Below are 11,879 nucleotides of genomic sequence, written 5' to 3' on the forward strand. Positions count from 1 at the left end.
ATTGTTGCAGCAGGAGGCTTTTATTTAGAAATAAAATAAAATTAATAATAAATAAATGTAACGCAAATACGAATATGAAAACGAGGTATACATGGATAAAAAGATGCAAGAACTTATATTAAAAGAACTAAAAATTAAAGAAAATGAATCTTTCAGTGTTGAAGAATTAACAGCTGCCCTTAAATTAGAAGGCCAGGATGCGTTCAAAGAACTTGTTAAAACACTTGCTGAAATGGAACGTAAACGTGAAGTGAAAATTACATCAGAAGGCAAATTTCAAATTGCACTTCAAACACCACAATTAGTGGGTATTTTTCATGCAAATGATCGTGGATTTGGATTCGTTACGATTGATCCAGAACAACCTGATGTTTTCGTTAATCCAACACAAACAATGTCTGCCTTAAATGGTGATAGTGTTGAGATTGAGATTACAAGTGCTGCTAAACCTGGGGATGACCGTGGTCCTGAAGGTAAAGTTAATAAAATTGTTGAACATAATGTAACATCAATTGTTGGTGAATTTGAAGTTGAACCATCTGACCTTGAAAATTCAGGAATAATTGGCCATTTAGTTGTTAAAAACAAGAAATTACAACGTTATAACTTATTGGTAACAGGGGTTGGTTTACATCCAGTTGCCGGAGAAGTTATTACAGCTGATATTACTGCTTACCCAACAAGTGAAAAACCATTAGTTATTGAAACATTGGTTAAAGAAGTTGTGGGTAACAAAGACGATCCAGGTATGGATATTTTACAAGTTGTTTATCAACATGATATTCCTAGTGAATTTCCTGAAGATGTTATGGCTCAAGCTGAAGCAACTCCAGAAGTTGTGCTACCAGAAGAAAAAATTGGCCGTGTTGATTTAACGGACCAAACATTGGTAACAATTGATAGTATTGATTCTAAGGATTTAGATGATGCTGTTACTGCCTGGAAACTTGATAACGGGAACTACCATTTAGGTGTGCATATTGCTGATGTTTCGCATTATGTCCAACCAGGCACACCACTTGATCGTGAAGCATACGAACGTGGAACGAGTGTTTATTTAACTGACCGTGTTATTCCAATGTTGCCTCACAAATTATCAAATGGTATTTGTTCATTGAATCCAAAAGTTGAACGCCTTGCTATGAGTTGTGAAATGGAAATTACACCAGAAGGTTATGTTGTTAACCACAAAATCTTCCAAAGTGTGATTAAAACGACAGAACGTATGACTTACAAAGCCATTAACAAGATTCTTGAATCAGATGATGCAAAGACGAAAGCTAAATATGAAGAATTGGTCCCAATGTTTGAAACAATGGGCGAATTACACAAAATTCTTGAAAAAATGCGTAAAAAACGTGGTGCAATTAGTTTTGATGATAATGAATCTAAGATTATCGTTGATGAAGCGGGTCACCCAATTGATATTCAAATTAGAACTCGTGGAACAAGTGAACGTTTAGTTGAATCATTTATGTTAGCTGCAAATGAAACTGTTGCAGCTCATTACGATAAATTAAAAGTACCTTTTGTTTACCGTGTGCATGAAACACCTAAGAATGAAAAAGTAATGCGTTTCTTCGAAACTTTAACCAGTTTTGGTATCGTTGTTAAAGGTGATAGTAAGAATGTAACACCTAAAATGTTACAAGGTGTTTTAAAAGAAGTAGCTGGTAAACCTGAAGAATCAATGGTTTCTGTTATGTTACTTAGAAGTATGCAACAAGCTAAATATACTGATGAATCATTAGGTCACTTTGGTTTAGCTGCTACTGATTATACGCATTTTACGTCACCAATTAGACGTTACCCTGATTTGATGGTTCATCGTTTAATTCGTTTCTACGAAGAAAATGGTATTGGGGACACTCAAAAAGAAAAATATGCTGAACAATTACCTGAACTTACAACACATACATCACAAATGGAACGTCGCGCAATTGATGCCGAACGTGATACTGACGCAATGAAAAAAGCTGAATACATGGCTGATCATGTTGGTGAAACCTTTGAAGGTGTTGTTAGCTCAGTTATGAAGTTTGGTGTCTTCGTTTCATTACCAAATACTGTTGAAGGTCTTGTTCATATTAGTAATATGAAGGATGACTATTATGAATATTTAGATATGCATATGGCATTAGTAGGTAAGAGAACCAAGAGAACTTTCAGAATTGGTCAACCAATCGAAGTAAAAGTTGCTAAAGTTGATATTGAGCAAAGTGCGATTGATTTTGAAATTGTTAATCCACAAAACACACCAACTTCTGATTTACGAGGTAAAGGTGGAAACTTCAAACGTCCAGGTAATGGTCGTCCAGGAGACAAGAAACCTTATAACCGTAATGGTAAACCAGCTGCTGGAAATAGTAATGGAAAGAAACCATTCTACAAATCAGCTAATAAAAACACAGCACCAAGAAAAAATAATACACGTCAAAAATAATATCGGGGGGATTAAGATTGCGAAAAGAAAAGTCATCTTTTGATAAACCCTTAGCCCAGAATAAAAAAGCAAGACACAGTTATAACATTGAAGATACGGTTGAGGCTGGTGTCGTTTTAACAGGTACTGAGATTAAATCCGTTCGAAATAGTCGTATTAATCTAAAAGATGGATTTGCGCAAATTAGAAATGGTGAAGCTTGGCTGATGAATGTTCATATTTCAACGTATGATCAAGGAAATCAATTCAATCATGATCCACTTCGAAATCGTAAATTATTATTGCATAGAAAACAAATAGCTCAATTTGATGAAGCAACTAAAAATAAGGGTGTTACAATTGTCCCTTTGAAAGTGTACATTAAAAACGGCTTTGCAAAAGTACTAATCGGTGTTGCAAAAGGGAAGAATGATTACGATAAACGTGAAACAATTAAACGTCGAGATCAGGAACGCCAAATTCAACGCGTACTTAAAAATTACTAATAAAAAAGGAAGCAACCAATTTTGAAATTGGTTGCTTCCTTTTTAGTTATTAAGCTTGTTTGTAAAGACCAGCAATTTGATCTTGAACATCTTTATTTTCTAAGAATTCATCATAAGTAGTATCTGCTCGATCAACAAGACCGTTTGGTGTTACTTCGATGATACGGTTAGCGATTGTTTGAATGAACTCACGATCATGAGAGCCGAATAATAGAGCACTCTTATAATTTGAAAGACCTTCATTCAATGAAGTAATTGATTCCAAATCTAAATGGTTAGTAGGATCATCAAGTAAAAGAACGTTGTTTCTTGTTAACATCATTTTTGATAACATACAACGAACTTTTTCTCCACCGGATAAGACGCCAACTTCTTTATCGACTTCTTCACCAGAAAATAACATACGACCTAAGAATCCACGCAAGAAAGTGTTATCACTTTCTGCTTTAGAAGCAAATTGACGTAACCAATCGATAATTGTTAAATGTTCATCAGCGAATTGGTCGTTATTATCTTTAGCAAGGTAAGCTTGTGATGTTGTTACACCCCATTGAACTGTACCTGTATCTGGTTCTAATTCACCAGAAAGAATTCTAATTAATGTTGTAACAGCAATATCAGTTTCACTTGTAAAGGCTGTTTTATCATCTTTGCCTAAACTAAATGAGATATTATCTAAAACTTTTACGCCATCAATTGTTTTTGAAACGCCACTAACTGATAATAAATCATTACCAATTTCACGGTCGATTTCAAAGTTAATGAATGGGTAGCGACGTGATGAAGGTTGAATATCATCAAGTGTGATTTTTTCAAGCATTTTCTTACGAGAAGTTGCTTGTTTAGATTTAGAAGCGTTAGCACTGAATCGTGCAACGAAATCTTGTAATTCTTTGATTTTAGCTTCTTTTTTATCGTTAGAATCATTTGCAAGTTTTGAAGCTAAGGCACTTGATTCCATCCAGAAGTCGTAATTACCAACGAATAATTTGATTTTACCAAAATCAACATCACACATGTGGGTGCAGACATTATTTAAGAAATGTCTATCATGAGAAACAACAATAACGGTATTTGAGAAGTTAATTAAGAAATCTTCTAACCAGTTAATTGATTTGATGTCTAACCCATTAGTAGGTTCATCAAGTAAGAGAACATCAGGATTACCAAAAAGTGCTTGTGCAAGCAAAATCTTAACTTTTTGACTTTCTGTTAGTTCGCTCATCTTTTTATTTTGCATATCTTCAGCGAAGCCTAAGCCTTGTAAAAGAGTTGAAGCTTCTGATTCAGCTTCCCAACCATTCATTTCAGCAAAGTCAGATTCTAGTTCAGCAACTTTGATACCATCTTCATCAGAAAAATCAGCTTTTGCATAAATAGCATCTTTTGCTTCCATAACAGCATAGAGTTCTTTGTAACCCATAATGACTGTTTCAAGAACAGTATATTCTTCGAAGCCATAATGATTTTGTTGTAGCATTGTCATACGTTCATTTGGATCTAATGAAATTTTACCTGTACTTGGTGTTATTTCACCAGATAAAATCTTTAAAAATGTTGATTTACCAGCGCCATTAGCACCGATTAGTCCGTAACAATTACCAGGCGTGAATTTTAAATTAACGTCATCGTATAACTTACGGTCTGAAAAACTTAAACTTACATTACTTACAGTTATCATTTAATACCCTCACTATTCGTTTGTATAATCTACATATCATAGCATATTTCAGGCTCAAAATGAAACGGTTTTGAAAATGAACTCAAATAAAATGATTATTTCTGAAAATGAGGGTACGTTAGTCATAGAGTTGTAATATGAGTGATGTTTTGTAATATGCCTGACACATGTCTGACTTGTCGGTTCGATATACTCTAGAAATGGGTAATAAAGTTATTTACAAAAAGGAGTATTATTTTGAAAATTAGAAATATTATTGGTTTTACGGCAGTTATACTTTGCTTATTAGGTGGTTCGGTTTCTGTTAGTGCAACATCTATCAGTGATTTAAAAAAACAAGAATCAGCTGCACAAGAGAAAGTAACAACTGCTAATTCAAAAATTTCAAAGTCATTAACGAGTATTAATGATGAGTATGCAAAAATTGATAAATTAAATCAAGAAATTTCTGATAAAGAAAAGAAAATTGGTTCACAAGATAAATCAATTGGTAATGAACAAAAACAATTAGATACACGTATTGAAAATGCTAAAGATAGATTAAGAAGTCTACAAGTTAATGATTCAAGTAGTAAAATGGTAACGGCTATTCTTGAAGCAAAGAATGCTGGTGATTTTATTAGCCGTGTTTACGCAGTTTCTGTTTTACAATCTGCTGATAACAAAACGATGAAAGATGTTGCGTCTAATATCAAAACCATGGAAGATGCTAAAGCGCATTTGGAATCTGAACAAAAATCATTGAAATTAAAACAATCTGAAACAAAACAAGAAACAAAAGAAATGAATAAACAATTAGCAGCGTTAAAAGATACTTTAGGTGACGCAAAGAAAGATTTAGCCAAAGTAACAAAGGCTAAAGATGCTGAGTTATCAAAAAAAGCAAGAGAAGCAAAGGCTAAAGCTGATGCTAAGGCAGCAGCAGCTGCTAAAAAAGAAGCAGCTAAAAAGGCTGAAAGTGATGATTCATCAGATAAAAAAGGAAGTACTGACCAAAAAGCAAGCAACGATACTTCTGGCAAATCAACTAAGAAAACGTTACAAATGGTCGCAACGGCTTATTCAACAAATGCACCAGGGATGGGAACTCATGGATCATATGGGTTAAGTTTGTTAACTAATCCACAACAAATTGCTGTGGATCCTTCAGTTATTCCGCTAGGAACTGTTGTCTGGGTATCTGGTTATGGTGTTGCGATTGCTGGCGATACAGGTTCAGCAATTAAAGGAAACCGAATTGATGTGCATTTTATCTCAAATGCAAGATGTTACACATGGGGTAAAAAGACAGTTACTGTAAAAGTTTTAGAATAAAGATATGAAAAAAGGTCTGCTAAATTTATTTTTAGCAGACCTTTTTATTTATTTAAATATCTTTTTGCATATGATGATAGTCATGACCACTAATAATCATGTTACCAACAGTTTTAAAGCCCATTTTTGTGTATAACTTTTCTGCTTTAGGATTTGCAAAGTCGACGTTTAAGCCAATCTTTGTTTTTCCAGCTGCACGGGCAATCTCGGGAAGAGACTCTAGAAGTTTTGTGCCGATGCCTTGTCCTTGGAAATCTGGTGAAACAGCAAGGGTATCAAGGTACCATTCATTTGGATAAACTTCTGAGTCTGGAAAGAGTTCAGTTGTTTCAGGTAAACCAATTTGTGGGAAAAATTGATTCATAGCAAGATCAAGATGGTCTTCATCTTCATCCGGATAACCAAATGCTATCCCAGCAACCTTACCATCAATATCGGCAATTTGAACACGACCGTAGCTGTAACGGTAGTCTTCTGTTTCAAATGCAAGCTCTAGCACTTTGAATAGGTCGGGTAATGGAATTTCTTGAAGAATAGGAATTTCCATATCTTCTAAAATAATATTCACTAAAGGAACGACCTCGTGTGCATCTTTTTTTGTTGCTCTTCTAATAATCATATAAACCATCCTTTCCTGAATATCTCTAGTGTATAGGGTACTTAAATAATTGTCAAAACAACTAAATTGCTTGCTAAGTGTAGATATGTTATATTATGTTACATCAAAATGTTTTGGGGAGGATATTATGAAAAAATGGCAGTCAATGATCATGTCAATCATGGTCGCATGTGTATTTTTATTATTTTTACATAGTAATCAAGTAAATGCAGCAGAAAAGACGTATACAATCGGGACTGATGTAACTTATGCACCATTTGAATATCAAGCAGAAGATGGTAAATCATATGTTGGTATTGATATGGATATAATGCGAGCCATTGCTAAAGAGGAAGGATTTAAAGTTGATATTAAAGCCTTAGGGTTTAATGCAGCGGTTCAAGCATTAGATGCTAACCAAATTGATGGGGTTATGGCTGGTATGATGATAACTCCAGAACGTCGTGTTAAATTTGATTTCTCAGATAGTTATTATGAAGCTGGGGTAGCTATGGCTGTTGGTAAAAACAGTTCAATTAAATCTTTGGATGATTTAAGAGGGAAAAAGGTAGCGATTAAAGTTGGTACAGCTGCCGGAGAATTCGTAAACTCAATTAAAAAACAATATAATATTACAACAACAACTTTTGATGATTCAAGTAACATGTATGACGATGTTGTGACAGGAAATTCCGATGCGACTTTTGATGATAAACCAGTTTTAGCATATGGTGTTAAGAATGGTATTGAAATGAAAGTAGTTGGTAAAACATATGAAAAAGGTGAATATGGATTCGCCGTTAAAAAAGGGCAAAATAAAGAATTAATAACAAAATTTAATGCCGGGCTAAAGAAACTTAAAGCTAACGGTGAATATAAAAAGATTGTTGATAAGTACACTGGAACGAACGCAAAAAATGCTAACTCTAAAAATTCTCGAACAATTTTAGGTTTATTGAAAACAAATAGTGGCTCATTATTAGAAGGATTTAAACAAACAATGTTATTAACAATTGTGGCTATTGTTTGTGCAACAGTTTTAGGGATTATTTTAGGTATGATGGGTGTTGCGCCAAATAAATGGCTTAATGGGCTTTCAAGTACATTAATTTACATTTTCCGTGGCCTACCGCTAATTGTATTGGCCTTCTTTATCTACATTGGTATTCCTAATTTAACCGGGAGCAAGATTCCAGCATTTGTGGCAGGTATTATAACCTTAACGTTAAATGAAGGTGCGTATACAGCGGCCTTTGTTAAAGGTGGGATTAAGGCTGTTGATAATGGCCAAATGGAAGCTGCTCGTAGTCTAGGATTACCTTATGGAAAAGCAATGATGAAAGTCATTATGCCACAAGGAATTAAGATTATGATTCCATCATTTATTAATCAATTTATTATTACGTTGAAAGATACGTCAATTTTATCTGTTATCGGTATTTTAGAATTAACGCAAACAGGTAAGATTATAATCGCAAGAAACCTTGAAGGATTCAAGATGTGGTTGATTATCGCGGTGATTTATCTCGTTATCATAACGTTATTAACGTGGTTATCTAATTTAGTCGAAAGGAAGATTAAATAATGGCAGCTAAAATTCAAGTTAAAAATTTGAAAAAAAACTATGGTTCAAATGAAGTTTTGAAGGGGTTAGATATTTCAGTTGCAGAAAAAGAAGTTGTCTGCATGATTGGACCTTCCGGTTCTGGGAAAAGTACCTTTTTACGTTGTTTAAATAAATTAGAAGATTTAACTTCCGGTTCAATTATTATTGAGGGGCATGATATAAGTGATCCAAAAACTGATTTAAATGTTGTTCGTCAAAATATTGGCATGGTATTTCAACATTTTAATTTGTTTCCACATTTAACCGTTCTTGAAAATATTATTTTAGCGCCTGTTGAATTAAAAAAAGAAACAAAAGAAGAAGCAACTAAGGAAGCAAAACGTCTTTTATCCCAAGTTGGTTTGAGTGATAAAGCAGATGCTGCACCTGCTTCGTTATCTGGTGGTCAAAAACAACGTGTCGCAATCGCACGCGCACTTGCAATGAAACCAGATATTATGTTATTTGATGAACCAACGTCTGCACTTGATCCAGAAATGGTTGGGGATGTTTTAGATGTTATGAAACAACTTGCGAGGGATGGTATGACAATGGTTGTTGTCACACATGAAATGGGTTTTGCTAAAGAAGTGGCTGATCGTGTGGTCTTTATGGCTGATGGTTACATTTTAGAAAGTAGTACACCAGATGAAATATTTAGTAATCCGCAAAATGATAGAACAAAAGATTTCTTAAACAAAGTTTTAAATGCATAAAAAGTGCAAACTAATTAAATCTTTCGGCCTTTCATTAATTTTTGGTGGGGCAAGCATTGTAAAAGGTCCTAATCACTTCGCGTGGTGGTTAGGATTTTTTATGTATAGTTACTAAAAATTAGGATGTTTACGATGATTTGAATTGAAAAAAGCTTTTTAGCAAAGGAGAAAAGTAAAATTATGAAAGCAATTGTTGTTAATGAAGCAGGAGGAACAGATAAGCTTATTTACCAAGAGGTAAATTTACCTAAAATAAAAGCTAACTGGTCCTTAATTAAAATAAAAGGGTTTGGTATCAATAGATCGGAGATTTTTACGAGAGAGGGAAAATCGCCAACTGTTTTGTTTCCTAGGGTTTTAGGCATTGAATGTGTGGGTGTTGTTGAAGAAACGAGCGATCCTGAAAGATTACCTATAGGGAAAAAAGTTATTTCCATTATGGGAGAAATGGGACGCGCATTTGATGGCAGCTATGCTGAATATGTAGCATTACCAAATAACCAAATATATCCAATAACAACAAATATATCTTGGAAAGAACTTGCGACTATTCCTGAAACGTACTATACAGCATTTGGTTCAATGAAAAACTTAAAAATTACAAAAAAAGATAAAATTTTAGTTAGAGGCGCCACAAGTGGAGTAGGTATTTCATTTCTTAAATTGTTGAAGGCCAGATATCCTGATATTGTAATTGATGGTACTAGTCGGAGCCAAGCAAAAAATGAGCAATTATTGTCCGCTGGTTTTAATGATGTAATAATAGATAAGACTGGTGTATTAGAGACTGAAAAGAAGTATGACAAAATTTTAGAATTAATTGGCCCTGCCACTATAAAAGATAGTTTTCAACATTTAAACGAAGGAGGCATTTTATGTAGTACGGGACAATTAGGAGGTAAATGGTTTTTAGAAGAATTTGATCCGATTATAGATATCGAGAAAAATAGTTACCTCACTAGTTTTTACTCTGACAATGTCAGTCAGGATAAATTGAATGATCTGTTGGACTACATTTCAAAATATGATGTTGATGTGAAACCAGAAAAAAACTTCAAACTAAGTGAAGTTCCTTTAGCGCATGCTTACTTACAAAATCAGGATAGTTTTGGGAAAGTAATCGTGTTACTAACAACTGAATAAAGATAAGTACCAAATTGGTTAGCGACGTATTATGGGTTTCATAATTGATAGTTGGAGAGTAACAGGGCTGATTGATTACGTAACAAAAGTCTTATGGCTTTTGTTTTTTTCGTTGTAAAAAAACTGTTATTGGTAATAGTTTTTAAACTACTATCAACAACAGTTTTTATAGACTTATTTTTTCTAATTAATTACACTTTTTAGTCTCAATCGATTTATTTTTCAGCTAACTGTTCAAGAATAGCTAAGCCAACACCATCTTCAGAATTTGTTTTTGCTGAATGATTGGCAATACGTTTTACCTCGTCGTGGCCATTTTCCATGGCGTAACTGACGCCTGCAACTTTTAACATAGAAACATCATTTAAGTTATCTCCAATTGCCATGACATCTGACATTGGGATATTAAGTTCTTTAGCGAAAGCTTGGAGTGCAATCCCTTTTTGGGCATTTACGTTGTTAATTTCAAGGTTAGTAGGTGCAGAAGAGGTAACAACAAGTGAGTCTTCTTCTTCAATTTTTGCTTTTAAAGGGAGTAATTCTTCTTGACCATCCATACTGAAAACAATTAATTTAAAAATATCAATTTTTGAATCATCGATGACTGTTTGGTAATCATCAACGTAATTGATATTCATTAATTCAAGACGAGCTGCAGCTAATGAAACAGCCATTTTAAATGGTGTATCTGGATTTGTATCAGAGATTAGACGCGCTACATTTTGAATACGGTTTGCACGATTATCAGAATAAACACCGTTTGAGGTTGTCATTTCAAAGTAAAAATTTTCTTTTTTGAATGTTTGAACTAAAGTTTGAACGACTTTTTTTGAAATAGGTGTTGTACTAAGTGTTTTACCATTTCCATCTAAAACTTCTGCGCCGTTAAATGTAATCATTGGACTATTGAACCCGGCTGCTGTAATTAAAGGTTTAACTTCAGTATAGCCACGGCCAGTAGAAACGATAAAGTGGACTCCTAATGCTTGTGCTTGTTTAATCGCATCGGCGTTTTTTTCTGAAATCACCATTTGATCATTTAGTAAAGTACCATCCATATCTGATGCAATAATTTTTATCATAAATTCAACACTCCTCTAATCTTATTTACTGGTTTCATTTTAACATGAAACCGCTCGATATTTTAATCAAATCATTTATTTTTGTATTCACTAATATGGTAAACTTAATCTGTGAGGTGTTAGACAATGAATATTAATGTCGATAATGATTGGCAACCCATTTTGACCGAAGAGCTTGCAAAATCTAAATATGCTGATTTAGAAACGTTTATTGATAATGAATATCAAAATGAGACGATTTATCCGGAAAAAAATCGCATTTTTGAAAGCTTTGAACTGACCCCATTTTCTGACGTTAGAGTTTGTTTATTGGGACAGGATCCTTATCATGAAAAGCATCAAGCTCATGGGTTGAGTTTTTCTGTTTTACCAGGAGAAAAAATTCCACCTTCTTTACGGAATATGTATAAAGAATTGGAAACAGATTTAGGAATTCCACCAGCTAATCATGGCTATTTGAAGAGTTGGGCGGAGCAAGGTGTTTTGATGTTAAATTCAGTCTTAACTGTAAGAGATGGCGCCGCTAATTCTCATCGTAATCATGGATGGGAATTATTAACAGATGGTGTGATTGAACGATTATCCGAATCTTCACAGACAATTATTTTTGTTTTATGGGGGAAGACAGCCCAAGATAAGATTAAATTAATTGATACAGATCACAATATTGTGATAACATCACCTCATCCAAGTCCGTTATCTGCTTACCGCGGTTTTTTTGGATCGAAACCATTTTCACAAATAAATCAAAATTTAATAAGTCAGGGATTGCCACCGATTAACTGGCAATTACCCAGTAACACTTAATTAG

The 11,879-nt window shown here is 34.0% G+C and carries 10 protein-coding genes; 7 read left to right on the forward strand and 3 right to left on the reverse strand.

The window, feature by feature from the left end; translation table 11 throughout:
• Window positions 1–91: 91 nt before the first annotated feature.
• Both rnr and smpB read left to right on the forward strand, forming a co-directional pair.
• A complete protein-coding gene (gene rnr, locus AC1RPT_RS04945; protein ID WP_481761442.1) occupies window positions 92–2,443 on the forward strand; it encodes a ribonuclease R in 2,352 nt (783 codons plus the stop codon).
• A 17-nt stretch (window positions 2,444–2,460) separates the two neighbouring features.
• Window positions 2,461–2,928, forward strand: coding sequence for an SsrA-binding protein SmpB (smpB, locus tag AC1RPT_RS04950; RefSeq protein ID WP_481761441.1), 468 nt, complete (start codon window positions 2,461–2,463; stop codon window positions 2,926–2,928).
• A 49-nt stretch (window positions 2,929–2,977) separates the two neighbouring features.
• On the opposite strand, the gene AC1RPT_RS04955 is transcribed toward smpB, so the two are convergent.
• Complete coding sequence (locus AC1RPT_RS04955) at window positions 2,978–4,609, reverse strand: ABC-F family ATP-binding cassette domain-containing protein (RefSeq protein ID WP_409022227.1); 1,632 nt, start codon at window positions 4,607–4,609, stop codon at window positions 2,978–2,980.
• A gap of 237 nt (window positions 4,610–4,846) precedes the next feature.
• Between AC1RPT_RS04955 and AC1RPT_RS04960 the strand changes: the two genes are divergently transcribed.
• Window positions 4,847–5,923 (forward strand): 3D domain-containing protein, encoded by a 1,077-nt coding sequence (locus AC1RPT_RS04960; RefSeq protein ID WP_481761440.1) that lies wholly within the window; start codon window positions 4,847–4,849, stop codon window positions 5,921–5,923.
• A 52-nt stretch (window positions 5,924–5,975) separates the two neighbouring features.
• Here AC1RPT_RS04960 and AC1RPT_RS04965 read toward each other — a convergent pair whose 3' ends face one another.
• Entirely contained in the window at window positions 5,976–6,539 is a 564-nt protein-coding gene (locus AC1RPT_RS04965) for a GNAT family N-acetyltransferase (protein ID WP_481761624.1), read from the reverse strand.
• Window positions 6,540–6,669: 130 nt separating this feature from the next.
• Between AC1RPT_RS04965 and AC1RPT_RS04970 the strand changes: the two genes are divergently transcribed.
• From AC1RPT_RS04970 to AC1RPT_RS04980, 3 genes are all read left to right on the forward strand, one after another.
• Complete coding sequence (locus AC1RPT_RS04970) at window positions 6,670–8,106, forward strand: amino acid ABC transporter substrate-binding protein/permease (protein ID WP_481761439.1); 1,437 nt, start codon at window positions 6,670–6,672, stop codon at window positions 8,104–8,106.
• Complete coding sequence (locus tag AC1RPT_RS04975) at window positions 8,106–8,843, forward strand: amino acid ABC transporter ATP-binding protein (RefSeq protein ID WP_481761438.1); 738 nt, start codon at window positions 8,106–8,108, stop codon at window positions 8,841–8,843. The genes AC1RPT_RS04970 and AC1RPT_RS04975 overlap by 1 nt, the downstream gene beginning before the upstream one ends.
• A gap of 180 nt (window positions 8,844–9,023) precedes the next feature.
• Window positions 9,024–9,986 (forward strand): zinc-binding dehydrogenase, encoded by a 963-nt coding sequence (locus AC1RPT_RS04980; RefSeq protein ID WP_481761437.1) that lies wholly within the window; start codon window positions 9,024–9,026, stop codon window positions 9,984–9,986.
• 215 nt (window positions 9,987–10,201) lie between these two features.
• Here AC1RPT_RS04980 and AC1RPT_RS04985 read toward each other — a convergent pair whose 3' ends face one another.
• Window positions 10,202–11,068 (reverse strand): Cof-type HAD-IIB family hydrolase, encoded by an 867-nt coding sequence (locus AC1RPT_RS04985; RefSeq protein ID WP_481761436.1) that lies wholly within the window; start codon window positions 11,066–11,068, stop codon window positions 10,202–10,204.
• Between the two features lie 126 nt (window positions 11,069–11,194).
• Between AC1RPT_RS04985 and AC1RPT_RS04990 the strand changes: the two genes are divergently transcribed.
• The gene (locus tag AC1RPT_RS04990) at window positions 11,195–11,875 is read left to right on the forward strand and encodes a uracil-DNA glycosylase (RefSeq protein WP_481761435.1); all 681 of its coding nucleotides are present in this window, start codon (window positions 11,195–11,197) and stop codon (window positions 11,873–11,875) included.
• Window positions 11,876–11,879 lie beyond the last annotated feature (4 nt).

The sequence above is a fragment of the Dellaglioa sp. CoH-56-MRSF-11 genome (assembly GCF_056782135.1).

Excerpts from the sequence above, each read along its gene's own strand:
- AC1RPT_RS04985 (WP_481761436.1), bottom strand. The coding sequence starts at position 11,068 with ATGATAAAAATTATTGCATCAGATATGGATGGTACTTTACTAAATGAT.
- rnr (WP_481761442.1), top strand. The coding sequence starts at position 92 with ATGGATAAAAAGATGCAAGAACTTATATTAAAAGAACTAAAAATTAAA.
- AC1RPT_RS04980 (WP_481761437.1), top strand. The coding sequence starts at position 9,024 with ATGAAAGCAATTGTTGTTAATGAAGCAGGAGGAACAGATAAGCTTATT.
- AC1RPT_RS04990 (WP_481761435.1), top strand. The coding sequence starts at position 11,195 with ATGAATATTAATGTCGATAATGATTGGCAACCCATTTTGACCGAAGAG.
- AC1RPT_RS04970 (WP_481761439.1), top strand. The coding sequence starts at position 6,670 with ATGAAAAAATGGCAGTCAATGATCATGTCAATCATGGTCGCATGTGTA.
- AC1RPT_RS04955 (WP_409022227.1), bottom strand. The coding sequence starts at position 4,609 with ATGATAACTGTAAGTAATGTAAGTTTAAGTTTTTCAGACCGTAAGTTA.
- AC1RPT_RS04975 (WP_481761438.1), top strand. The coding sequence starts at position 8,106 with ATGGCAGCTAAAATTCAAGTTAAAAATTTGAAAAAAAACTATGGTTCA.